This window comes from Rhodophyticola porphyridii, from assembly GCF_003688285.1.
Taxonomy (GTDB): domain Bacteria; phylum Pseudomonadota; class Alphaproteobacteria; order Rhodobacterales; family Rhodobacteraceae; genus Rhodophyticola; species Rhodophyticola porphyridii.
In genome coordinates, this window is record NZ_RCNT01000009.1 from 92116 (window position 1) to 117760 (window position 25645).

Genomic DNA, 25645 nt, shown 5'->3' on the forward strand with positions numbered 1-25645 from the left:
TCACAACGCGGCCCGCAGATCGTTGATGGCCCGCATGTAGGCCGTGGTGATCCGGTCGCGCTCTACATGCCGGCCCGCACGCACCATGTGCCGACCTGCGGACCATACGTCGCTGACCAGCCCATCGCCGCCAGCGAAGATGTAGCTGTCGAGGATCGTGTCCCCCGAAAGGCCGGCCAGATCCGGCGCGGTCAGATCAAGCGCCATCAGATCGGCCCAGTCCCCGTTGCGAAGCGCCCCGGTCTTGCGCCCCGCCGCTATTGCGCCGCCCGCCAGCATCGCATCGAACAGCCGGCGGCCGGTGGAGTGCGCAGGTGTCGCCAACGCCGCGCGGGACCGGTCGCGAAGGCGTTGGGAATACTCCAGAACCCGCAATTCCTCGGCCAGGGCAATGCGGATGTTGCTGTCGGACCCGATGGCGAGGCGGCCATCGTTCTGCATCCAGTGAACGCAATCGAAAATGCCGTCGCCCAGGTTGGATTCAGTGATCGGGCACAGAACGGCGTTGGCTCCGGATCGGGCAAGAGCGGCGGTTTCCGCGCGTGTCATCTGCGTGCAGTGGATCAGCGACCAGCGGGCATCCAGATCCAGATGGTCTAGCGCCCATTCCACGGGCCGCTGGCCCCATTCGGACTCGACCTCCTCCACCTCGGCGATCTGTTCGGCCAGATGCATATGGATCGGCCCGCCGCCACCCAGCCCCGAGGCAAAGGGAATATCCGCGCGCGCCACAGCCCGAAGGCTGTGCAGCGCCACACCCATCTGCCAGTCCGCCGGCCCTGTCGCCATTGCGTGATGGCTGGAATCGTGCAGGGCCGCGAACCCGTCAAGATCGTTGCCGAAACGGATTTGCCCGCGTCCAAGCGGGCGCTGGTCGCAGCCGCCATGCTGATAGAAGGTCGGCAATAGCGTCAGGCCGATCCCGCTTTGATCGGCCGCCGCCCCGATGCGGGAGGCCATTTCCCCCAGAAACGGATAGGGGTGCCCGTCGGGCTGATGGTGCAGGTAGTGAAACTCCACATTCGTGGCATATCCGGCCTCCAGCATTTCCATCTGTACGAAGGCGGCGATTGCCTGCACCTGATCGGGGTCAAGCCGGTCCAGAAACCGGAACATCAGCCTGCGCCATGTCCAGAAACTGTCTGCCGGGTCGGGGCCACGCGCTTCGGTCAACCCGGCCATGGCCCGCTGAAATGCATGGGAATGCGCGTTCACGGGCGCCGGCAGCAGGCAACCGACACGGGTACCGACGGGCGGCGTATCGGCCCTTACGCCAGCGATCGCCCCGCTATCGGCAATCGTGACGGTGACGTGGTTTTGCCAGCCCTCCGGTGTCAGCGCCTGTTCGGCCCAGATCTGTGTCACGGCAGTGTCCTGTCTTGACAGTATATTATGTGCAGACATAATAAGCCAAGGATGTCGACGAAAACAAGGGCGGATAATGCGGATGCTGCTGACGCGCGCGACCCTGGCGACCATGACAGGCGATGTGCCCTACGGCCTGATCCCTGATGGCGCGCTGGCCCTCGCGAACGGGCGGATCGAATGGGTCGGCCCGGCGAAGGCGATACCGGAGGTCTATCGGGGCGGCCCGGTGCACGACCTGGGCGGGCGGCTGGTCACGCCCGGCCTGATCGATTGCCACACCCATCTGGTCTTTGCAGGCAATCGCGCGCGGGAGTTCGAGATGCGGCTGACCGGGGCAAGCTATGCCGAGCTGGCCAGGGCAGGCGGCGGCATCATGTCCACCGTAGCCGCCACCCGCGCCGCCAGCATGGACGATTTGCTGGCCGATGCGCTGCCCCGCCTTGATGCGATGATTGCCGAGGGTGTGACTGTGGTCGAGGTGAAATCGGGATATGGTCTGGATCGCGAGACCGAGTTGAGGATGTTGCGGGCGGCACGCGCGCTGTCGGATCTGCGCGAGATCCGCACCGTCACCAGCTATCTGGGCGCGCATGCGGTCCCGGCGGAGTATCAGGGCCGGGCGGATGTCTATCTGGACGAGGTCTGCCTGCCGGTGCTGGAGGCCGCGGCCGCCGAAGGGCTGGTCGATGCGGTCGACGGGTTTTGCGAAGGCATCGCCTTCGACAGCGGCCAGATGGCGCGGGTGTTCGACCGGGCGCAGGCGCTTGGTCTGCCGGTGAAGCTGCACGCCGAGCAATTGTCCCATCAAGGCGGCGCGGCGCTGGCCGCGCGCTACGGGGCCCTGTCGGCGGACCATCTGGAATACGCGACTGAGGCAGATGCGCGGGTAATGGCCGCGGCAGGCACGGTTGCGGTGCTGCTGCCGGGTGCGTTTTACACGTTGCGTGAAACGCAGACCCCGCCGGTGGAGATGTTTCGCGATCATGGCGTGCCGATGGCCCTCGCGACGGATGCCAATCCGGGCTCGTCGCCCATGGTGTCGCTGCTTCTGGCGATGAATATGGGCTGCACCCTGTTCCGGCTGACCCCCGAGGAGGCGCTGGCCGGCGTTACCCGCAACGCGGCCCGAGCGCTCGGCATCGCGGATATGGGCGTTCTGGCGCCCGATATGCGGGCCGATCTGGCGGTCTGGAATGTGGAAAACCCCGGAGAGCTGGCTTACCGGATCGGGGTCAACCGGCTTCACCGGCGTATCGTGGGGGGCAATCTGTGAGCGTGGTTCTGACACCTTCCGCCGTCGGCCTTGGCGATCTGGAACGGATCTGGCGTGGGCGCGAAGCGGTGGATATCGCGGAAACCGCCCGCGCCCCGGTGGAGGCCGCCGCAAGAATGGTCGAGCAGGCAGCCGAGGGCGACGCGGCTGTGTACGGCGTCAACACCGGCTTCGGCAAACTGGCCAGCATCAAGATCGCCCCCGAGGATACCGCAACATTGCAGCGCAATCTGGTGTTGTCCCACTGCTGCGGCGTGGGCACGCCGCTGGATGCGCCGACAACCCGGCTGATGATGGTGCTGAAACTGTTGTCTCTGGGCCGCGGTGCATCGGGTGTGGCATGGAGCACGATCGCTCTGATCCGCGATATGGTGAACGCGGGCGTCATTCCGGTGATCCCCGATCAGGGATCCGTCGGGGCATCGGGTGATCTGGCCCCGCTGGCGCATATGGCCGCCGTGATGATCGGCAGCGGCGAGGCGGTTTTCGACGGGACGCGGATGCCGGGCGCCAAGGCATTGACTGCGGCGGGGCTGCGGCCCGTGACCCTGCGCGCGAAGGAAGGGCTTGCCCTGATCAACGGCACCCAGTTTTCAACGGCCTGCGCGCTTGTCGGCCTGTTCAAGGCCTGGACCAATGCGGCGGCGTCGATCGTGACGGGGGCTCTTTCGACCGATGCGATCATGGGCTCCACCGCGCCGATGCTGGCCGAGCTGCACGCGCTGCGCGGCCATGCCGGGCAGATTGCGGTGGCCGCGGCGCAGCGGGCGCTTATGGCGGGCTCGGAAATTCGCGAAAGCCATCGCGACGGCGACACACGGGTGCAGGATCCGTACTGCATCCGCTGCCAGCCTCAGGTCACCGGCGCGGCGCTGGATCTGCTATGGTTCGCGGGCCGAACGCTGGAGATCGAAGCCAATGCCGTGACCGACAACCCACTGATCCTGCTTGATCAGGGCCGGATCGTGTCGGGCGGAAACTTCCACGCCGAACCCGTGGCGCTGGCCGCGGATCAGATTGCGCTGGCGCTGGCAGAGATTGGCGCGATCGCGCAGCGGCGTGTCGCGTTGATGGTCGACCCGACGCTCAGCTTCGATCTGCCGGCGTTCCTGACGCCGGCGCCGGGGTTGAATTCCGGCCTGATGATCGCCGAGGTGACCACCGCCGCGCTGATGAGCGAGAACAAGCATCTGGCGAACCCCTGTTCCACCGACAGCACGCCGACCTCCGCCAATCAGGAGGATCATGTCAGCATGGCCGCCCATGCAGCGCGGCGGCTGGACCGGATGAATGCCAATCTCAACACGATCCTCGGGGTGGAACTGATTTGCGCGGCACAAGGCATCGAATTTCGCGCGCCCCTGCGGACCAGCGCGGCTTTGCAGGCGGTGATGGCGAAAACCCGTGCGGTCATCCCGACCATCGGCGAGGACAGGTATCTGGCCGATGATCTGGCCCGGGCCGCAGCCCTCGTGGCCGAAGGGGTACTGGCCGACGGGGCCGATCTGCCCGGCTATGCGGATCGGGGGCGGGAATGACGCCGGTCGAGGTGCTTCGCGGCGGCGGACCGGTTATCCTGGGCATGCCGCATACGGGAACCTGGCTGCCCGATTGCGTCGCCGATGCGCTGAACCCCCGTGGCCGCGCCCTGTCGGATACGGATTGGCATGTCGATGAGCTTTATCGGGGCCTTCTACCCGATGTCACAACGGTTCGCGCGGTGTTTCACCGTTATGTCGTCGACCCAAATCGTGACCCGGCCGGCGGCAGCCTTTATCCCGGGCAGAACACCACCGGGCTGGTGCCGCTGACGGACTTCGACGGGCAGGCGATTTGGGACAGCCCGCCGGACCAGCCGGAGATCGCCCGGCGCGTTGCCCGGTTCCACGCCGCTTATCATGACGCATTGGCGGCCGAGATCCGGCGGGTAAAGGCGATCCACGGGGTGGCCATTCTGTACGATTGCCACTCGATCCGCGCGACCGTTCCGCATCTTTTCAGGGGTGTCCTGCCGGATCTCAATATCGGGACCTATGACGGCGTGTCGGCGGCGCCGCAGGTGGAGGCCGCGGTGGCCGGCATCTGCGCATCCGCCGGGGGGTATTCCAGCGTGGTGAATGGCCGCTTCAAAGGTGGCTGGACCACGCGCCATTACGGGCGGCCCCGGCACGGCGTTCATGCGATCCAGATGGAACTGGCCCAATCGACCTATCTGACCGAGGAGGCGCCACCCTGGATCTTCGACCGGGACCGGGCCGCCCGGTTGCGCGCTGTCCTGCAAGACATCCTTGAAACCCTGGCCGATCTGGCCCCTAGGCTCAGGAGCTGACCCCGATGACCAATTCCCGCCACAACACGCGCGACATCTACCCGCCCACAGGCCCGGAGATCACCGCGAAATCCTGGCTGACCGAAGCCCCGATGCGGATGCTGATGAACAATCTGCACCCGGATGTGGCGGAGAACCCGCATGAGCTTGTCGTTTATGGCGGGATCGGGCGCGCAGCGCGGACATGGGAGGATTTCGATACCATCGTCGCCTCGCTGAAAGAGCTGGAGGAGGATCAGACGCTGCTGGTGCAGTCGGGCAAGCCGGTGGGCATTTTCCGGACCCATGCCGATGCACCCCGCGTCCTGATCGCAAATTCCAATCTGGTGCCGCATTGGGCGACATGGGACCATTTCAACGAGCTCGATAAGCGCGGGTTGGCTATGTATGGCCAGATGACGGCGGGCTCGTGGATCTATATCGGCACCCAGGGTATTGTGCAGGGCACCTACGAGACCTTTGTCGAGGCCGGGCGCCAGCATTACGGCGGCGACCTGAGCGGTCGGTGGATTCTGACCGCGGGGCTTGGCGGGATGGGCGGCGCGCAGCCGCTGGCCGCCGTCATGGCGGGGGCCTGCTGTCTGGCCGTGGAATGCGACGAGACCCGTGCCGATTTCCGCTTGCGCACGGGGTATCTGGACGGAAAAACCCATTCGCTGGACGAGGCGCTGGAGATGATTTCCCGGTGGACGAAAGCCGGAGAGGCAAGATCCGTGGGTCTGATCGGCAACGCGGCGGATGTGTTTCCCGATCTGGTACGGCGGAATGTGCGCCCCGACATGGTGACCGACCAGACCAGCGCCCATGACCCGATCCATGGGTATCTGCCGCAGGGCTGGAGCGTGGCAGAATGGCGCGCGCAGCAGGAAAGCGACCCCAAAGCGGTTGAGCGGGCGGCGCGGGCAAGCATGAAAACCCATGTCGCCGCCATGGTCGATTTCTGGAACGCAGGTGTGCCGACGCTGGATTATGGGAACAATATCAGACAGGTGGCTCTTGAAGAAGGGCTGGAGACGGCCTTTGCCTTTCCGGGGTTCGTGCCGGCCTATATCCGCCCGCTGTTTTGCCGCGGCGTGGGCCCGTTCCGCTGGTGTGCCCTCTCCGGCGATCCGGAGGATATCTACAGGACCGACGCCAAGGTGAAGGAGCTGGTGGACGACCCGCATCTGCACAACTGGCTCGACATGGCGCGGGAGCGGATCAGTTTTCAGGGTTTGCCGGCCCGGATTTGCTGGGTCGGGCTGGGGGTCCGCGACAAGCTGGGGCTGGCCTTCAACGAGATGGTGCGAACGGGCGAGTTGTCGGCGCCGGTCGTGATCGGACGTGACCATCTGGACAGCGGATCTGTCGCCTCCCCCAATCGCGAGACGGAGGCGATGAAGGATGGCTCGGACGCTGTCAGCGACTGGCCGCTGCTCAACGCGCTCCTGAACACCGCCTCGGGCGCGACATGGGTGTCGCTGCATCACGGCGGCGGCGTGGGCATGGGCTTCAGCCAGCATTCCGGCATGGTGATCTGTTGCGACGGATCGCCGGATGCGGACCGGCGGATCGCCCGGGTGCTCTGGAACGATCCGGCCACCGGCGTCATGCGCCACGCCGACGCGGGCTATGATATAGCGCGGGACTGCGCCCGCGAAAACGGATTGCGGCTGCCCGGTATCCTCTAGGCCGCCCTGGCGGGCAGGTGGGTCTCGATCCAGGTCAGGATCGTGTCCTGCACGGGGTCGAGTGGTACGGCAAGGTCATCGGTGAAATCGAGAAAGGCCTGCCTGTTCAAACGGTTGACGCCAACCAGTACAGGCAGCCCAAGCGCAAGCGCGTCGGCAATGACGGGCCGAAAGCCGCGACCCTCGGCCTCGTGCTTGCCGAACTTGTTGACGACAAGCAGATCCGCTCCCTTGGCCAGATCGGCCTGCACCTGCGCCACCGCCGCTTCCAATGCCGCGGGGTCCAGCCGGCACCCCCGGGACGCGCGCCCCAGGGTCTGGGAGATACGGATGACCGGGCCCGCGGGCAGCACACGTACATCCATGTCGCAGCGGTGATCACCCTTGCGCCCGGTATTGATCTGGACGGTGCCGCAGGGCATTCGACCTTGGGCCAGAAGCGTTTCCGCCACACCTGCCAGCAGCAGGTCGGTGTCGCCGCGCCCGGCGGCCATTGTGTACGCGATGTTCATGTTCAAGCCTCGGTTCCTGATCCCGGTGGATAGCAAAAGTGTTTCGGATGCGTTCGGTGATGCGGGGGCCATGGGCCGGTCATGTCACACCCCCGAATCTGGCATGGTCTTTCGTGATCGTGCAGTCGAGATCCCGCAAAAGCCCGTCTTTCAGCCCGTAAACCAGCCCGTGGATCGAAATGTCGTCGCCTCGCTGCCAGGCCCGTTGCAGGATCGGCGTCTCTGCGACCCGCCGAACGCCTTCGATGACGTTCAATTCCGCCAGCTTGTCGCGGCGGCCTTCGATTGTTCCGATCTGCGACAGGTCGATGGTGTAGGCCCGCGCCAGCCGCCGGATCGGCTCCAGCCAGTGATCGGCCAGACCATGGGGCAGATCCTCGGTCGCGGCCCGCACCCCACCGCAGCCGTAATGGCCACAGAGGATGATCTCGCGGATATGCAGGGCATCGACGGCGAATTCCAGCGCGCTCAGCAGGTTCATATCGGTGGAATGGACTACATTGGCCACGTTGCGGTGCACGAACACCTCCCCCGGATCGAGCCCTGCGACGACATTGGCCGGAACCCGGCTGTCGGAACAGCCGATCCAGAAGAACTCGGGCCTCTGCTGGCTGGCCAGACGGCGGAAATAGCCGGGCTCGCGGGCGTTTCGGTCATCCGACCAGCGCCTGTTTCGGGCCATGAGATCGGCGAGCATCACGGCGTATCCATCACCCGGTCCAGCCCGCGCCGTTGCAGCATCCGCAGGCGGAGCGAGCCAAGGTCGCCCCCGCCAAGACGCGCGCGGGCAATGGGCAGAACGATCCCGGTTTCCACGATGAGAACGCGCCGTGCCTGTCTGCTGAACGCGCTCAGGGTCTCGCGCCCGGATCTCGACAGGGGGGCGGGCCGTGTCCGCGCCCCGGCGGTGCCAAGGATGTCGATGACGCCCGGGATCATCTGCCGCAGCGCGCCATGATCGGCCTCCAGCCCGTCAAGAACCCGGGCGATCCCGTCCTCCTGCGGGCAGCGGCGGCGCATGAGCGGGTGCAGATCATCATCGCTGTCGACCAGATGCGGCGGGAAGATGTGGGTCAGAAAGGCGATGATCCTCTGCGCGGCCGGGCCGTCCACGGCCCCGATCCGGACCAGCCCGTCGATCAGATCGCAGATCTCCCTCGCCTGCCGGTGATCCTGTTCCAGAAAATCCAGCGGGTTTCCAAGCCGCCGGAATGTGCGGGGCGGTTCGGACGGGGATGGAGACGGACCGGGCGGCATGGGTCAGACCGGACGCATATCGGTGCCGGTGATCCGGGCGGACTCGACAAGTTTGGTGACAAAGCCCCGTGCCGCTTCGGTCCATGCGGCTTTTTCCATCGCGTCGGAGATTTTCTGCCTGACCGCCGAATAGGGCAGCACCCGGCGCGGGCCAAGCGCATCCATTCGGATGATATGATATCCGTGGCGGGTCAGAACCGGCTCGGGCGTGATCTCGGCCTCGGCAAGACGGCGCAGGGTCGCCTCGAACTCGGGGACCGTGTCGCCGGGGCCAAGCTGGCCGAGCGCGCCACCATTCGATCTCGATCCGCAGTCGGAGTTGTGACGGGCGAGCTTGGCAAAGCTGTCCGGTGCTTCCAGCGCCAGAGATGTCAGGCCGGTGGCGCGGCTTCGCGCGCTCTCGCGCGCCGCCCCGTCGCGGGGGTCGCAGGCCACAAGGATGTGGGATACCTCCCAAAGGGGCGGGGTCCGGAACCGCGACGGGTCCTTGCGCCACTCCGCGTCGATGGCGGCCTCCTCGGGCGGGGCGACGGTGATGGCCGCGTCGAGAAGGCCCCGGATCAGGGCCTCCTCCTCGGTTTCGAAGCGGCCCGGCCCGATCTCGGCAGGGTCCGCGACCAGCCCCCGCCGCGCAGCCTCCTGCAGCATCAGGGTGCGGATCGCGAGGGCCTGGGCGGCCTTGCGCCATGCGACGCCGGGTTTGCCTTTCGGCGCCTCGTGGTTCTGGGCCTCGGCGGCGATGCGGATCTGGGGGACCACCTCGCCGTTGACGACCAGATCGGGGAAGAGCGCTGTTGCCATGTCGCCTACTCCGCCGGGGTCGATCCGGACCGCTTGGGCAGGGGAGCCCGCCGTCGCGATCGCACGATCTGATAGCCAGGGCGGAGCAGGAACCGGAACGGCGCGGCGAAGCCCGAGATCATGTGCACCAGCCGTGTGAACGGGAACAGCGCCGTAATCAGGAGACCCAGGAAGATATGCGCCCGGTAAAGCCAGTGAACATCGATCATCGTGGACCAGGCGTTGATGTTCCAGGTCAAGATGCTCTGGGACCAGGTCATGAAGCGGACCATTTCGGAGCCGTCCATATGTTGTAGCGTCTGCGTGATGGTCAGCAGTCCGATCGCCAGTTGCAGCCAGATCAGCACCATGATGCCGATATCGGCAAGGCTGGACGTGGCACGGATGCGGGGGTCCACAAGCCGCCGGTGCAGAAGGATCGTCGAGCCGATCAGCGCGGCAATCCCGGCCGGGCCGCCGATGACAACCGCCATCCACTGCTTGAACCAGTAGGGAATGCCCACCGCGTCCAGCACCCAGACCGGCGTGAACAATCCGATCAGGTGCCCCAGGAACACGGTGATGATGCCGACATGGAACAGGATCGACCCCCATATCAGCTGTTTGCGGCGCAAGAGCTGGCTGGAGGAGCTTTTCCAGGTGAAGGGATCGCGTTCATACCTAGCGATGGAACCTACCACAAGGATGGTCAACGCCGCGTAGGGCATGATCCCGAAGATGATGAAGTCGATATCGAGATTGGCAAACATGGGTCTTCCTCCCTATTCGGCCGCGTGATGCGGTGCGGGGGTGACGGGCGTATCGATGCGCGAGAGCATTTCGCGCACGTGCGGGCAGCCGGCGTTGGGGTCGGGGCCGAAAACGACCTCGCTTTCCTCCCAGACGGCATCGAGCGCCTCCAGATCGTTCGGATCCGTCTCGGGCTCGTTCAGAAGGTCGCGCACGGCCTCGATATCGGCGGTTCGGCCGGAAAGCTGTAAAAGAGCGGCGAACACGGCGGCATATGGGCTTTCCCGGCGGTCCAGCCGTTTAGCCAGGGCCTGAAAGATATGCGCCGCGTCCGCCAAGGTATCCTGAGCCTCCACGAAGGGTTGGGTGGCCAGGAATTCCAGCAAAACCGGAAGGTGATCGGGCAATTCGGAGGTGACCGGTTCGAAACCCGCGTCGCGGTAGGTTTCCATCAGGCTGACCATTGCGCCCCCCCGGTCCCGGCTTTCACCATGGACATGCTCGAAGAGGTTGAGCGAGAGGGTGCGCGAGCGGTCGAACAGCATAACGAACCGTTCCTCCAGATCGTAGATGTCGCTTTGCGCGATCTCCTCCACCAGCGGGCGAAGGGCTCTGCGGGTGGCCGCGGTCAGCCGGGCGTCGGAGGCGAGCACGCCCCCGATCTCGGGCATGGCCTCCTGCAGCGCCCGGGTGGGGTAGCTGAGGATCAGCGAAAGAGATTTCAGCGTCCGGTCCATTACATCGCCTCCGGTATTTTCAGGGGTTTCTTCTTGCCGCCGAACAGCGAGCCCTTGCTGATGCCCGGAGAGCAGCCATTGGTGTCGGTGAAGCCGCAGCCGCCCCGCAGGTCATAAGCCTCTTCGACCTGTTCGCGGTGTGTGGTGGGGATCACGAAACGATCTTCGTAGTCTGCCAAAGCCATGATTTTATACATGTCTTCGATCACCCGGCCGGAGAGGCCGACACGGGCGGCCACACCTTCGTCGATCACGCCGTCCACGGTCTTGGCCCGCATATAGGCTCGCATCGCCAGCATCCGCTCAAGCGCGGTGACCACGGGCGCTTCATCCCCGGCGGTCAGCATGTTGGCGAGATACCGCACCGGAATGCGGAGCGACTGAACATCCGGCATGTCGCCATCGGTGCCGATCTTTCCGGCCTCGGCGGCATTCTGGATCGGGCTGAGCGGCGGGATGTACCAGACCATCGGAAGTGTGCGGTATTCCGGATGCAGTGGGAAGGCGACTTTCCACTCCATCGCCATCTTCCAGATCGGGCTTTCCTGCGCCGCCTTGATCCAGTCCTCGGGAATACCGTCGGCGCGGGCCGTTTCAATCACTACCGGATCCTTGGGGTCGAGGAAGACGCCAAGCTGCGCGTCATAGAGATCCTGCGTGTCCTCCATATTCGCCGCTTCCTCGATCTTGTCGGCGTCGTAGAGCATCACGCCCAGATAGCGGATACGCCCCACGCAGGTTTCCGAACAGACCGTGGGGTTGCCGCTTTCGATCCGCGGATAGCAGAGCGTGCATTTCTCGGATTTGCCGCTTTCCCAGTTGTAATACACCTTCTTGTAGGGACAGCCGGAGACGCACATCCGCCAGCCTCGGCATTTCTCCTGATCGATCAGAACGATGCCGTCTTCCTCGCGCTTGTAGATCGCCCCGGACGGGCAGGAGGCCGCGCAGGTCGGGTTCAGGCAGTGTTCGCACAACCGCGGCAGATACATCATGAAGGTGTTTTCGTACTCGCCGTAGATCTCCTTCTGGATGCCCTCGAAATTGTAATCCTGAGACCGTTTGGCGAACTCGCCCCCAAGGATCTCCTCCCAGTTGGGGCCCTTTTCGATCTTTTCGATCCGCTCGCCGGTGATCTTCGAAAACGGCCGCGCGGTCGGAAACGCCTTCATCTCGGGTGCGGATTTCAGGTGGTCATAGTCGAAATCGAACGGCTCGTAGTAATCGTCGATCTCGGGCAGGTCGGGATTGCCGAAGATGTTCGACAGGATCCGCCATTTGCTGCCCTGTTTGGGATGCAGCTTGCCCGATTTCGATCGTTCCCAGCCGCCGTTCCAGCGGGCCTGATTTTCCCAGTCGGTGGGATATCCGGTGCCCGGCTTGGTTTCGACATTGTTGAACCAGGCGTATTCAACGCCCTCGCGGCTGGTCCAGACGTTCTTGCAGGTGACCGAACAGGTGTGACACCCGATGCATTTGTCCAGGTTCAGGACCATGCCGATTTGCGCGCGGATCCTCATGCTTCTGCCTCCGTTCTGGTGGCGGGAGCGTCGAGCCAGTCGACCTTCCGCATTTTCCTCACAATCACGAATTCATCGCGGTTCGATCCGACGGTGCCGTAGTAGTTGAAGCCGTAGGATTGCTGCGCGTAAGCGCCGATCATATGGGTTGGTTTCAGCGTCGCGCGGGTGACCGAGTTATGAATCCCGCCGCGGTTTCCGGTCTTCTCGGAGCCGGGCGTATTCACGATCTTCTCCTGGGCGTGATACATGAAGATCGTACCGTTTTTAATGCGCTGAGACACGACCGCGCGCGCGGTCAGCGCGCCGTTGACGTTGTAGGCCTCGACCCAGTCGTTATCCGCGATGCCCACGCTTTTGGCGTCGGCCTCGCTGATCCAGACCACCGGACCGCCCCGGTTGAGCGTGAGCATCAGCAGGTTGTCGGAGTAGGTGGAATGGATACCCCATTTCTGGTGCGGAGTGATGAAGTTCAGCACCAGATGCGGTTCGCCGGTATCGGTGTTCACCTCATCGGTGATCGTTTTCAGATCCACCGGCGGTCGGTAGGACATGAAGCCCTCGCCGAAGGCCCGCATCCAGAGGTGATCCTGATAAAGCTGCTGGCGCCCTGTCAGCGTGCGCCACGGGATCAGCTCGTGCACGTTGGTGTAACCGGCGTTGTAGCAGACCTTTTCGCTCTCAAGACCGGACCATGTGGGTGAGGAGATGATCTTGCGCGGTTGCGCCGCGATATCGCGGAAGCGGATTTTCTCATCTTCCTTGGGCAGCGCCAGATGCGCGTGCTCGCGGCCCGTGGCTTTCGACAGCGCCTCCCAGGCTTTCACCGCAACCTCGCCATTGGTTTCGGGCGCCAGCATCAGAACGACCTCGCTGGCGTCGATATCGGTGAGGATTTTCGCGCAGCCCTTCGCCGGGCCGTCCTGCCATTCGCCGTTGAGCTCGCGCAGGTGCTGAACCTCGGTCTCGGTGTTCCAGCTGATGCCCTTGCCGCCGTTACCGATCTTGTCCATCAGCGGTCCAAGGGCGACGAAACGGTCGTAGAGCGCCGGATAGTCCCGCTCCACCGCCACGAAGTTCGGGGCGGTCTTGCCGGGGATCAGGTCGCATTCGCCCGCCTTCCAGTCCTTCACCTGGTCCTGAGCGATCTCACCCGGCGTGTCATGCAGGATCGGCACCGCGACGATATCTGTCTCGCGGCCCAGAACCTCGGGTGCCACCTCCTGAAACTTCCTGGCGATCGCCTTGAAGATCTCCCAGTCCGATTTGCTTTCATAGGCCGGGTCCACCGCTGCTTGCAGCGGATGGATGAACGGGTGCATGTCCGAGGTGTTGAGGTCGTTCTTCTCGTACCAACTGGCCGTGGGCAGGACGATATCGGAATAGACCGCGGTGGTGGACATTCGGAAATCGATCGTCACCAAAAGGTCGAGCTTTCCGCGCGGTGCCTCCTCGTGCCATTTGGCTTCCCGCGGCAGTTGCTTGCCTTCCTCGCCCAGATCCTTGCCCAGAACGCCGTGATCGGTGCCAAGCAGGTGCTTGAGAAAATACTCGTGGCCCTTGCCGGAGGAGCCCAGAAGGTTCGAGCGCCAGACAAACAGGTTGCGCGGCCAGTTCTCGGGCGCGTCCGGATCTTCGCACGACATTTCAAGCGCGCCGGATTTCAGCTGCTCGCTGACATAGGCCGGAATCTCCTTGCCGGCTTCCTTCGCCGCCTTCGCGACCTCCAGCGGATTGGTCTTGAGTTGCGGGGCAGATGGCAGCCAGCCCATCCGCTCGGCGCGGATATTGTAGTCGATCATCGTGACGTCCCAGTCGCCATCCGGCGCCGTGGGCGAGATGATCTCGTTTGCCGTCAACTGCTCGTAGCGCCACTGATCAGTGTGCGCATACCATGCGGAGGTGGAGTTCATGTGCCGGGGCGGGCGCCCCCAGTCCAGCGCGAAGGCCAGGGGGAGCCAGCCGGTTTGCGGGCGCAGTTTCTCCTGACCCACGTAATGGGCCCACCCTCCGCCCGACTGGCCCACGCAGCCGCACATCACCAGCATGTTGATGACGCCGCGATAGTTCATGTCCATGTGATACCAGTGGTTCATTGCCGCGCCGATGATGACCATGGATTTGCCCCTCGTCTTTTCGGCGTTCAGGGCGAACTCGCGGGCCACATGGATGATCTTGTCAGCAGGGACACCGGTGATTTTCGCCGCCCAGGCCGGGGTGCCCGGAACCTCGTCGGCGTAATCTGCGGCGACCCAGTCCCCGCCAAGCCCACGGTCAAGCCCGTAATTGGCACAAAAGAGGTCGAATACGGTGGCCACGAGGATCTCGCCGTCGGCCGTCTGCACCTTGCGGATCGGGATGTTGCGGGTCAGCACATCTGGATGGTCTGCGTCGGTGGCAAACTCCGGCGTGGCCTCGCCCCCGAAGTAGGGGAAATCGACGCCCACGACATCGTCATGATCCTCATCCAGGATCAGAGATATCTTCAGCTCGGTTTCTGCCGCGCCGGCGCGCTCCTCAAGGTTCCATTCGCCGTCTTCACCCCACCGGTAGCCGATGGAGCCGTTGGGCGCGACCATCCTGCCGGAGACCGTGTCCAGCGCGACGGTTTTCCATTCCGGGTTGTTCTCTTCGCCCAGCTTGCCATCCAGATCGTCGGCGCGCAGGAAGCGGCCCGGGATCAGGCGGCCGTCTTTGCGCTCCAGCTTCACCAGCATCGGGAAATCGCTGTATTTCCGGGTATATTCCTCGAAGTACTCGGCCTGACGGTCCAGATGGAACTCGCGCAGAATCACATGACCGAAGGCCATGGCGAGGGCCGCATCGGTGCCCTGTTTCACGTTCAGCCAGACATCGCCGAACTTGGCGGCTTCGGAGTAATCCGGGCAGATAACCGCAGATTTGGTGCCGCGATAGCGCGCCTCGGTATAGAAATGAGCATCGGGCGTCCGGGTCTGCGGTACGTTCGAGCCCCAGATCAGCAGGTAGCCCGCATTGTACCAGTCGGCCGATTCCGGCACGTCGGTCTGCTCGCCCCAGGTCATCGGCGAAGCCGGCGGAAGGTCGCAGTACCAGTCGTAGAACGACATGCAGACACCCCCCAGAAGCGAGAGGTAACGTGAGCCCGCGGCGTAGGAGATCATCGACATCGCCGGGATCGGGGAAAAGCCGAACACCCGGTCGGGCCCGTAGGTCTTGGCGGTGTAGGCGTTGGCCGCTGCCGTGATCTCGGTCGCCTCGTCCCAGCTTGCGCGGACGAACCCGCCCTTGCCGCGGGTCTCCACATAGGAGGCGCGCAGGATCGGATCGGCCTGCAGTTTGCTCCACGCCTCGATCGGGCTCAACGTCTCCCGCATCTTGCGCCAGACCTTCATCAGCCGACCGCGCACCAGCGGGTTCTTCACCCGGTTGGCGGAGTAGAGATACCAGCTGTAGCTTGCGCCGCGCGCGCAACCCCGCGGCTCGTGATTGGGCAGATCAGGCCGGGTGCGTGGATAATCGGTTTGCTGCGTCTCCCAGGTGACGATCCCGGACTTGACGTAAATCTTCCACGAACATGACCCTGTGCAGTTCACCCCATGGGTCGACCGGACGACTTTGTCGTGCCGCCAGCGGTTCCGGTAGGTCTCCTCCCAATCGCGGTTTTCGCGGGTGACCTGTCCATGGCCGCCCGAAAACTGCTCCAGTTCCTTGGATTGCAGGAAGTTCAATCTGTCCAGCAGGTGGCTCATTTGGCTGTCTCCTAGAAGCGGGGGCCGCGCCGCCTGAAACGGCGCAGCGGATGTTTCATTGGTTCAGCAGGGAACCGGTGCGTTCTTGCGGCTGTAGTAGATCCAGCAGATCACCGCGCAGATCGCGTAGAAGCCGAGGAACGCCCAGAGCGCGCCGTTCGGTGCCCCGGTGATCGAGATCGACGTGCCGTAGAGCTTGGGGATGAAGAAGGCGCCATAGGCGGCGATGGCCGAGGTGAAGGCGATGATTGCGGCACTCTCGCGCTCGATCATCCGCTGCGACGCGGTGGCATCGAGTTGCGGTTCAACACGCGGGATTTCCTGTTTCATGATCGAGGGGATCATCTGGAAGGTCGACGCATTGCCGACCCCGGTCAGGAAGAACAGCGCCATGAAGCAGGCGAAGAAGCCCCAGAAATTTCCGGTGGGCGACGCTTCGGAGGGCAGGAACTGCAGCACGCCGAAGACCGCGACGATCATGCCGAGGAACACCCAGAACGTCACCCGTCCGCCGCCGAACTTGTCCGACACCCAGCCTGTGGCCGCGCGGCTGAGCGCGCCGACAAGCGGGCCGAGGAAGGCGAATTGCAGGGCGTCGACCTCGGGGAACTGGGTCCGCATCAGCAGCGGGAAGCCCGCCGCGTAGCCGATGAACGACCCGAACGTGCCCGTGTAAAGGATGCACATCACCCAGTTATGGTACCGCTTGAGGATCGAAAGCTGATCGCCGAGCGAGGCCTTGGCATCGGCGATATCGTTCATGCCGAACCAGGCGGCGATGGCGCTGACGGCCAGGAACGGAACCCATATGAAGCCCGCGTTCTGAAGGAATAGTTGCCCGCCGTCGCTGAGTTGCTGCGGTTCTCCGCCGATGGCGCCGAACACGCCCATGGTGATGACCAGCGGAACCACGAACTGCATGACCGAAACGCCGAGATTCCCGAGCCCCGCATTCAGCGCCAGCGCGTTGCCCTTGGTTTTCTTTGGATAGAAATAGGCGATATTGGCCATGGAAGAGGCGAAGTTGCCGCCGCCGAAGCCGCACATCAGCGCGAGGAGCAGGAAGGTGACATAGCTGGTGTCCGGGTTCTGGATCGCGAAACCGATACCAAGCGCGGGCAGGAGCAGCGAGGCGGTGGAGATCGCCGTCCATTTGCGGCCACCGAAGATCGGCACCATGAAGCTGTAGAAGATCCTGAGCGTGGCCCCGGACAGGCCGGGCAGGGCGGCCAGCCAGAACCTCTCCCCCACCGAGAAATCGAACCCGATGGCGGGCATCTTCGCGACCACGACGGACCAGACCATCCAGACCGAAAAGGCCAGAAGAAGGTTCGGGATCGAGATCCAGAGATTGCGGGTGGCGATGGCTTTGCCGGTCGTTTCCCAGAATTGGGGGTCCTCCGGGCGCCAGTCGGTCAGCACGGGGCCGCGATTGGCTGTTGGTGTCGAGGTGCTCGCCATTGGAAAGGTCCTTTCGGCGGTTGTCGGGTTGGTGGGCAGGCCGCATCGGGCGCGACCCCTTGGAAGGTGTGTTACTGGGCGGGTGTCCGGCCCTCGCGTCTGGCAAGGGCGGTCAGACCCTCATCCAGCGCGGCGTTGGCTTTCTCGGCCCGTCTGCGCAGGGTTTCGATATTGGCCGCTGCAAAGGCCGCCCTTTCCTCATCTTCCTGCCGGGTCGAAAAGCGCACCAGAAAAGCCAGGAAAGACGCGCAGGTGACGATCACGCCGAGGATGAAGAAGGCCTCCGACCAGTCGATGACGTTCTTGAACAGGAAGCCTGCCAGAACCGCGCCCGCATTGCCGCCCGCGCCCACGACGCCGGCCACGGCGCCAAGCGCCTTCTTGTTTATGAACGGGACCACCGAATAGGTCGCGCCCTCGGCCATCTGGGTGAAGAACGAAAAAACGATCAGCGAGGGCAGCGCAAGGAACAGCACACTCATCTGGCTGAAGACCATCAGGGCGCAGCCTTCGAAGAACAGGCAGATGAACAGCCAGAACGCGCGCCCTCTCAGGCCCCAGAGCGACCCGAAGTTGTCGCCGAAAATGCCGCCTAGGGTCCGGGCGAACAGGTTCATCAGGCCGAAGGAGGCCGCGACGAAGCCCGCCGTCACGAGGTTCAGATCGAAGTAGTCCATGAAGTAGAGGGCGGCGACGTTGTTCACCGTCAGTTCGATGCCGAAACAGGCGCCATAGATAACGAACAGAACCCAGACGCGGGGGTCCTTCAGTGCATGCATGTAATTGCCGGTGACTTTCTTCTTCTCCTCCATCCGGCCCTGCGCGCGCAGCTCGTCGAAATTGCCGTCAGGTGCGTCCTGCGTCAGGAAGTAATAGGCGATGCCGGTCAAAAAGATGATCACGCCGACCACGACCATCGACAGCCGCCAGCCGACCGCTTCGGAAAACCCGAACCCGATAACCATGACGGAGAAGAGAAGCGGCATGACAAACTGCGTGACGCCGCCACCCAGATTGCCCCAGCCCGCCGAGGTGGCATTTGCCTGGCCGACCACGTTCGGCGCGAACATGACGGATGTATGATACTGAGTGATCACGAAGGCCGCTCCGATGCCGCCGATCAGCACGCGGAACAGCAGGAAGGTCTCGAAGCTTTGTGCAAGGCCGATGCCCATCACCGGAAGCGAACCGATCAGCAAAAGCCACGTGTAGGACTTGCGGGGTCCGATCCGGTCGCAGAGCCAGCCGATGAAGAGTCGCGCGAAGATGGTCATCGAGACCGACCCGATGATCGCCCATCCGATCTGTTCCGGGGTCAGTTGCAACTCGTCGCGCACGACGCTCATCAGCGGAGCGATGCCGAACCAGGCGAAGAAGCACGAGAAGAAGGCGAACCACGTCATGTGGAAGGTCCTGATCTGCACCATCTTCACGTTGAGGAAATTCGACCACAACGCCGTGGCCTTGTTCTGTAGCTCCATCTCGGTCCCTCCAAGCGTCAGCGCATTTGGGCAAGCGCCGTATCTGGGGAGAACAGGGCGCCGGATTTCTGCGTTGCGGCTTGATGCAGATCAAGAAAGTGGATTTTTCTGTTTAAAATAAATGGACTAGAGAAATACCTCATGCCCTCTGGATACGCGTATCAATTGCGGGCGAAAGAGTTGCACGGGATCTGTTTGACATTTATCAAGTTTGCTGAAAGCAATTGTCATGTGGCACCTTAGGGGGACCGATGCGCGATAACGACGTTCCGGAGATTCGCTCCCTGCCGCTGTTCCAAGAGATGGAGGACCAGAATTTCGAGGCGCTGATCCGCGGCGCCTATGTCCAGACCTTTCCGCCACAGGTCGAATTGATCACCGAGGGCGATCCCGCAGATTTCCTGCATGTGGTGATTTCCGGCAGCGTGGAGTTGTTCGCGGCCTGGAACAGGCGACAGACGACCATGGCAACCGTGCGCCCGATCTCCACCTTCATACTGGCCGCGACGATCAAGGATGCGCCTTACCTCATGTCGGCGCGTACAATGGAGAAAAGCCGACTGGTGCTGATCCCGTCCATGGATGTGCGCGACGTGTTCGAAACCGACAGCCGCTTTGCCCGCGCCGTCGTCAGCGAACTGGCCCAATGCTACCGTTCGGTCGTGAAGAACACCAAGGATCTGAAGCTGCGCAGCTCCATCGAACGGCTGGCGAATTACATCCTGCGCATTCACACGACACATGACCGCGCCATGCAGTTCGATCTGAACCTCGAAAAGCGCCGTCTTGCGTCTTTTCTGGGCATGACATCGGAAAATCTGTCTCGCGCCATTAAGTCCTTGCGACCCTATGGCGTCGAGATAGATGGCCAGAGGGTTACCATCACCGATCTGGCGGATCTGGAGCAGTTGGCCAAGCCAAGCCCGCTTATCGATGACTACTCGATATAACCCGGGTATCGCGTCCTGTCGGGCCCCGAGGCCCGTCTGACCGGTCAAGGCGCGAATCGATGCGGCAAACGATGTTTCGGGAATCTCGACTGTGACCTGCCGTTAAAATGATTGTCGCGCTTCAGGAAACGAACGAAGACGACGCGGAGCGATGGCCGGAAAAAAGTTAACGCCTTGCTCGCCTTGGATCGACGGGTTTCCGTTCCCGGGACAGTGTTCGCACGATTGAGGCGCATTACTCGAAAACTTGACTAAAAATCTTTTGATTGCAGGGGATTGCCTCTCCGCTTCTTATGTGCGGTTGCGCGCGTGGAAACAATTCGGAGGGGTTACGGCGCTTCCCCGCGGGTATTGTGACCCTCCAAATCCAGGCTTCGCAGCGCTTTCCAGGGCACATGTCGAAAAAGGGGGCTTTTCTGGAAACGGTTCCGGTTTTACCCAAGTCTGGTGCGCTTGAGGGTTAGAGGGACAACTACCGTGGAGCGCATGGCCGGACATCAGAACGGTGCCCGGCGACGGTGCGGTTCCGGGGGCGATACCCCGGCTTGCAACCATATGTGACGAACCGGGGCGGCGTGCGCCTCATATAGTGTCGGGCATCTTCGGAGCCTGCGTAAAAGCTCTGTCTGCGGCGTGCGCCCGTGGCCAGAGATGGTAGAAAGTGGGCTTGGTATGAGCGGCAAGAAAGACGGCATCGTCGGCGGGACGAACAGCAGCGATTACATTTCTTCCTATTATACGGATCGAAACGGCGACCGCATCGACGGGCGCGATGCGATCAGAGGACGTATCGGTTCCAACGACGACAAGGTGATAGCCGGAGACGGCAATGATACGGTCCGCGCGGGCAGTGGCGACGATACGGTCTATGGCGGGCGCGGCAATGACGATCTCAGGGGCGGGAGTTCGGAGGATTCGCTGATTGGCGGTTCCGGGGACGACCGCATCTATGGCGAAGACGGCAACGACGTGCTGAAAGGCGATACGACCGACGCCAATATAACGCCGGGCAGCACCAAAACCGAGATCTTCCGCTGGAGCCAACTGGGATATCGCGACGAGCAGTCCATCGAAGGTACGACCGTCCATCAGGACACGGGCGACGTAGATGTCTGGGTGTCGACGCCGTCGCGGTCCTCGATCCAGACGGAGTTCGAGAGTCACTCGATCAATACTGGCGGCATCTCGGGCATTAGCGGCAACTCCAGCCTCGAATCCGATGCGAAGAATGGTGACAATGGCACCTACACGATGACGTTCTCGAAGGATGTGTCGAACGTTCAGTTCACCATCTCCGATATCGATCAGGACGTGGAGTTCGTCAAAGTTTGGGCGGTGGCCGCCAATGGGAGCCGGGTCGAAGTCGATCTGAACCTTGGCAGCAACCTGTATCGATATGGCGATCAGATCAGGGCCTATAACGACAACGATACGACCTCCACCTCAAGCTCCGGCACCGCTGTTGTGAGCATTGATGGCCCGATCCGCGCGCTCTACATCCAGCATGCCGATGACAATTCAGGCTTCTTCTCGAACTCTAAGATTTTCATTTCGGACGTGAAGTTCGACCGGATCATCGACGACACATACACCTACAGCACGGCCCGCTCGGGCGATGACACGCTTTATGGCGGCGATGGCAACGACACGGTCTATGGTGACGGTGGTAACGACCGGCTGTACGGCAACAACCACGACGACAAGCTTTATGGCGGAAGCGGTAACGATACGCTGATCGGAGGCAGCGGGGCCGACCGGGTTTATGGCGGCAACGACCGCGACGTGATTTTTGGCGCCGATGGCGATTATGTCGACGGCGGGGCGGGCGGCAGCGATTACGATGTGCTCGACCTGACCGGTCAGGGTCAGTTCTATCTTGCGGGTCCCGACGGAACCGGCCAGCCGATCGCGGATGCCAATGGCAACGGTCTGAACGGCCGGGTCATCTTCGTCGATGCGGATGGCAAGCCAACCGGCGCGAAGATCGACTTTGTCGAGATCGAAGAGGTGCGTGGCGAGAATGTTGGCACCGGGCCCGATGCAAAAGACGATGCGTTCGGCACGGGCGAGGATGATGCCGCCGCGGTGCTGGGCAATGTTCTGGGCAATGACAGCAATACGTTGAGCACACCGCTCAGTGTGACGGCCGTGAACGGTGCCGCCGATGGCTTGGGCGCCGAGATAGCTGGTAGTGACGGCGGTGTCTTCACCGTCAATGCAGACGGAACCCTGCGGTTTGATCCGAAGGATGATTTCAACGGCCTTGGCGAGGGAGAGACCGCCACTACCTCAGTCACCTATTCCGTCGAGGACGGGAATGGCGGCACCGATACGGCCACGGTCGTGGTGACGGTCAATGGGGCCAACGACAGCCCGGTCGCCGTCGGCAATGCCTATACTGTTGAGAGGAGCGAGGGTGCGGGCGACGTAGACGGCAACGTGCTGACCGATGACACCGGCGCCGGGGCCGACAGCGACCCCGAAGGCGATGTGTTGAGCGTCGTCGGCGTGGGCGCTCCCGCGGGCAATGTGGGCGCACCTGTTGCGGGCGACAATGGCGGCCTGTTCACTATCAATGTGGATGGCAGCGTGGATTTCTCCGCCAACGGAGAGTTCGACGGTCTTGGCCTGAACCAGACGGCCACGACCTCCGTCACCTACACCGTGGCCGATGGGACTGGCGCAACCTCGACCGCGACGGTGAGCTTCACCGTCAAGGGCATCAATAACGGTATCGTCGAAGGCACCGATAGCGCCGACACCATCGTGCCCGACTACGTCGACAGCGATGGCGACATCGTCGATGGCAACGACGCCATCCTGCCCGGCGATACGGGCGATGACGATCTGATCCGGGGCTTCGGCGGGAACGACGTGATCGATGCGGGCGCGGGTGATGACCGGGTCGAGGGCGGCACGGGCAACGATACCATTGATGGCAATATCGGAGACGATGCGCTTCAGGGCGGTTCGGGCGATGACAAGATCACCGGCGGTGAAGGCAGCGACAAGATCGCAGGCGATGACGGCAACGATGTGATCAATGCCGGCAATGACGTGGACCCGGCCTTCGATACGCCCTATCCGGGCTTTGGCACGCCCGATGCCGACCCGAATGACGACAAGGACACGGTTTTCGGCGGCACGGGCGATGACACGATTACAACCGGTGACGATGCCGACAGTATCGATGGCGGCGCGGGCAGCGACCTTATCGACGCCGGGATCGACGATGATACGGTAATCGGCGGCACGGGCGATGACATAATTACCGGTGGCGAAGGGTCCGACCTTATCGACGGTGGCGAGGGCCACGATCTGATCTATGGCGGTCTCGACAACGATCTGTTCGACATTCCCGATGATCGTGACCTGCTGCCCGACAACAATATCGACACGATTACCGGCGGCGCCGGCAACGATACGATTTTCGGCCGCGATGACGACGATGTGCTGTCCGGCGGCACGGGCGACGATCTGATCGATGGCGGCGTCGACGAAGACAGCATCGATGGCGGCGAGGGCGACGACCGGTTGCTTGGCGGACAGGGTGCCGACACGATCAGCGGCGGCGCGGGTGACGACACGATCACCGGTGGGCAGGATGCCGATCAGCTTTCCGGTGGTCTGGGCAACGATCTGTTCGTCGGCGGCAGCGGCGGCGACCATGTGGTCGGCGGCGAAGACCCGGATCTGGACGGTGACGGCTTTTCCGATGACACCGATGTGCTGGACGTCTCGGGCGAAAACGTGGAGCGGATCGAATACGATCCGGACAATTCCGAAAAGGGGACGGTGTTCTTCGCGGACGGGTCGACCATGACCTTCGAGGAGATCGAGAAGGTCATTCCCTGCTTCACGCCGGGCACCACCATCATGACCCCGCGCGGCGAACGGCTGGTGGAGGAGTTGCAGGTCGGGGACCGGGTCATCACCCGTGACAACGGCATTCAGAAAATCTCCTGGGTGGGGCAGAAGGGTCTCGACGGCAACGCCCTTGCAGCCAATCCGCATCTCAGACCGATCCTGATCAGAGCGGGTTCTCTGGGAGGCGACCTGCCCGAACGGGACATGCTGGTCAGCCCGAACCACCGGATTCTCATCGCGAATGAGATCGCCGAGGTCCATTTCGACAACCGCGAGGTTCTGGTGGCGGCAAAACACATGGTGGGTGCCAATGGCATCAAACAGGTCCCCGTCGCGGAAACGACCTATATCCACTTCATGTTCGAACAGCATCAGGTGGTGTTGTCCAACGGCGCATGGACCGAGAGCTTTCAGCCCGGCGCCTACACGTTGAAGGGCATCGACCAGGCTCAGCGGGACGAGATTTTCGAGTTGTTCCCAGAGCTTGCGACGAACGATGGAGTGTCGGGCTATCATGCGGCGCGCAAAACCCTGAAGGCTTACGAAGCACGTTTCTTGTTGGCAGAGCGCTGAAACCGGGCACCCCCCAGCCCATAACGCCTTTGCCGGCAGAACCCCGGCCCCGCCCCTTGATCTACGGGGGGCGCGGGCCGGGATCCTGCGCTTCCGCGCCATCCTCCTCCAAAGACCCTGCGACATCCGCCGAAGCGGTCGGAGATCCGGAGAGTTCCCCGCGCTGCGATGGGAGGGTCCGCTTTTGCCACCCTGCCACAGCGCTTGCCAGTCAGGGCAGTCGCGATGCAGCCATCCCTGTTAGAGGCAGTTCAGCAGCAACTGGCGCGTGTTCTCCGCCGTGAGCGGGATCGGGTTTCCGCCGCAGCTTGGATCCGCTAGCGCCAACTCGGTCAGCCTGTCGAGTTTGGTGTCGTCGACGCCGAGTTCGCGCAGGCCGCGCGGGATGTTCAGGCGGTCGTTCATCTGCTGCACGAAAGCGCAGAACCCGGCAAACCCGCCCGATATGCCCAGATACGCGGCGGCCATGTCGAAACGCGCCTCTATCGCGGGGGCGTTGAATTCCAGAACGGCGGGCATGCAGACCGCATTCGTGGTGCCGTGATGGGTGTTATAGATCGCCCCGATCGGATGGCTCAGCGCGTGGATCGCCCCCAATCCCTTCTGAAAGGCCGTGGCACCCATGGCGGCGGCGCTCATCATGTTGGCGCGGGCCTCAAGATCGGTGCCATCCGCATAGGCTCGTGGCAGGTAGTCCTTGACCAGACGCATGCCCTCGAGAGCGATGCCCTGGCTCATCGGGTGGTAATGCGGGCTGCTGAAGGCCTCCACGCAATGGGCGAAGGCATCAAGGCCGGTTCCGGCGGTGATGAAACCGGGCATGCCGACAGTCAGTTCCGGGTCGGCAATCACCACGCTCGGCAGCACTTTCGGGTGAAAGATGATCTTCTTCACATGGGTTTCGGAGTTGGTGATGACGCTGGCGCGCCCGACCTCCGAACCGGTGCCCGCGGTGGTGGGCACGGCCACGATCGGGGCGATGGCGTCGGCGTTGGCGCGGGTCCACCAGTCGCCCACATCCTCGAAATCCCATACCGGCCGGGTCTGGCCCGCCATGAAGGCGACCATCTTGCCGAGGTCGAGCCCCGAGCCGCCGCCAAAGGCGATCACGCCGTCATGCGCCCCGGCCTGGTAGGCCGCGATGCCGGCATCCAGATTCTTCTCGTTCGGGTTCGGGTCGACCTCCGCGAACAGCGCGCGCCCCAGCCCGGCGGCATCTAGGATGTCCAGCGCGGCGGCCGTGATCGGCAGACCGGAAAGACCCTTGTCGGTTACCAGAAGCGGGTTGGAGATGCCGGCCTGACGGCAGGCCTCAGGCAGTTCGGCGATACGCCCCGCACCGAATTTGATCGTTGTGGGGTAGGACCAGTTTCCTGTCAGGTTCAT

The 25645-nt window shown here is 63.2% G+C and carries 18 protein-coding genes; 6 read left to right on the forward strand and 12 right to left on the reverse strand.

What is annotated here, in order from left to right; genetic code table 11:
- Positions 1-1365: a formimidoylglutamate deiminase gene (locus D9R08_RS16355; protein ID WP_121899140.1), complete on the reverse strand. Its 1365-nt coding sequence runs from the start codon at positions 1363-1365 to the stop codon at positions 1-3.
- Positions 1366-1447: 82 nt separating this feature from the next.
- On the opposite strand from D9R08_RS16355, the gene hutI reads away from it, so the two are divergent.
- From hutI to hutU, 4 genes are read left to right on the forward strand one after another with little or no spacing between them, the layout of a single operon-like run.
- On the forward strand, positions 1448-2641 hold the full coding sequence (gene hutI / locus D9R08_RS16360; RefSeq protein WP_407690615.1) for an imidazolonepropionase: 1194 nt from the start codon (positions 1448-1450) through the stop codon (positions 2639-2641).
- Complete coding sequence (hutH, locus tag D9R08_RS16365) at positions 2638-4179, forward strand: histidine ammonia-lyase (RefSeq protein WP_121899142.1); 1542 nt, start codon at positions 2638-2640, stop codon at positions 4177-4179. Before hutI ends, hutH begins: the two co-directional genes overlap by 4 nt.
- Positions 4176-4970 (forward strand): N-formylglutamate deformylase, encoded by a 795-nt coding sequence (gene hutG / locus D9R08_RS16370; protein ID WP_121899143.1) that lies wholly within the window; start codon positions 4176-4178, stop codon positions 4968-4970. Before hutH ends, hutG begins: the two co-directional genes overlap by 4 nt.
- A 5-nt stretch (positions 4971-4975) precedes the next feature.
- Positions 4976-6640, forward strand: a complete 1665-nt coding sequence (gene hutU, locus D9R08_RS16375) for a urocanate hydratase (RefSeq protein ID WP_121899144.1) — start codon at positions 4976-4978, stop codon at positions 6638-6640.
- On the opposite strand, the gene D9R08_RS16380 is transcribed toward hutU, so the two are convergent.
- The 10 genes from D9R08_RS16380 to D9R08_RS16425 all read right to left on the reverse strand — a co-directional run bounded on the left by D9R08_RS16380 (position 6637) and on the right by D9R08_RS16425 (position 18869).
- A complete protein-coding gene (locus D9R08_RS16380; RefSeq protein WP_121899145.1) occupies positions 6637-7152 on the reverse strand; it encodes a DUF2478 domain-containing protein in 516 nt (171 codons plus the stop codon). The two genes, hutU and D9R08_RS16380, sit on opposite strands and share 4 nt — an antisense overlap.
- A gap of 79 nt (positions 7153-7231) precedes the next feature.
- The gene (locus D9R08_RS16385; protein ID WP_121899146.1) at positions 7232-7849 is read right to left on the reverse strand and encodes a carbonic anhydrase; all 618 of its coding nucleotides are present in this window, start codon (positions 7847-7849) and stop codon (positions 7232-7234) included.
- On the reverse strand, positions 7849-8409 hold the full coding sequence (locus tag D9R08_RS16390) for a hemerythrin domain-containing protein (protein WP_121899147.1): 561 nt from the start codon (positions 8407-8409) through the stop codon (positions 7849-7851). Before D9R08_RS16390 ends, D9R08_RS16385 begins: the two co-directional genes overlap by 1 nt.
- Positions 8410-8412: 3 nt before the next feature.
- Positions 8413-9210: a peptidylprolyl isomerase gene (locus D9R08_RS16395; protein ID WP_121899148.1), complete on the reverse strand. Its 798-nt coding sequence runs from the start codon at positions 9208-9210 to the stop codon at positions 8413-8415.
- A gap of 5 nt (positions 9211-9215) precedes the next feature.
- On the reverse strand, positions 9216-9959 hold the full coding sequence (gene narI / locus D9R08_RS16400) for a respiratory nitrate reductase subunit gamma (protein ID WP_121899149.1): 744 nt from the start codon (positions 9957-9959) through the stop codon (positions 9216-9218).
- Between the two features lie 12 nt (positions 9960-9971).
- A complete protein-coding gene (narJ, locus tag D9R08_RS16405) occupies positions 9972-10676 on the reverse strand; it encodes a nitrate reductase molybdenum cofactor assembly chaperone (RefSeq protein WP_121899150.1) in 705 nt (234 codons plus the stop codon).
- A complete protein-coding gene (narH, locus tag D9R08_RS16410) occupies positions 10676-12196 on the reverse strand; it encodes a nitrate reductase subunit beta (protein ID WP_121899151.1) in 1521 nt (506 codons plus the stop codon). Before narH ends, narJ begins: the two co-directional genes overlap by 1 nt.
- Positions 12193-15927: a nitrate reductase subunit alpha gene (locus D9R08_RS16415; RefSeq protein ID WP_121899152.1), complete on the reverse strand. Its 3735-nt coding sequence runs from the start codon at positions 15925-15927 to the stop codon at positions 12193-12195. Before D9R08_RS16415 ends, narH begins: the two co-directional genes overlap by 4 nt.
- 63 nt (positions 15928-15990) lie before the next feature.
- Positions 15991-17388, reverse strand: a complete 1398-nt coding sequence (locus D9R08_RS16420; protein WP_121899153.1) for a NarK family nitrate/nitrite MFS transporter — start codon at positions 17386-17388, stop codon at positions 15991-15993.
- 71 nt (positions 17389-17459) lie between these two features.
- Positions 17460-18869 (reverse strand): MFS transporter, encoded by a 1410-nt coding sequence (locus D9R08_RS16425; protein ID WP_121899154.1) that lies wholly within the window; start codon positions 18867-18869, stop codon positions 17460-17462.
- Between the two features lie 251 nt (positions 18870-19120).
- Between D9R08_RS16425 and D9R08_RS16430 the strand changes: the two genes are divergently transcribed.
- The gene (locus tag D9R08_RS16430; protein WP_121899155.1) at positions 19121-19819 is read left to right on the forward strand and encodes a helix-turn-helix domain-containing protein; all 699 of its coding nucleotides are present in this window, start codon (positions 19121-19123) and stop codon (positions 19817-19819) included.
- Between the two features lie 672 nt (positions 19820-20491).
- Entirely contained in the window at positions 20492-24259 is a 3768-nt protein-coding gene (locus D9R08_RS16435) for a Hint domain-containing protein (RefSeq protein WP_158599026.1), read from the forward strand.
- A gap of 240 nt (positions 24260-24499) precedes the next feature.
- On the opposite strand, the gene D9R08_RS16440 is transcribed toward D9R08_RS16435, so the two are convergent.
- A complete protein-coding gene (locus tag D9R08_RS16440) occupies positions 24500-25645 on the reverse strand; it encodes an iron-containing alcohol dehydrogenase (RefSeq protein ID WP_121899157.1) in 1146 nt (381 codons plus the stop codon).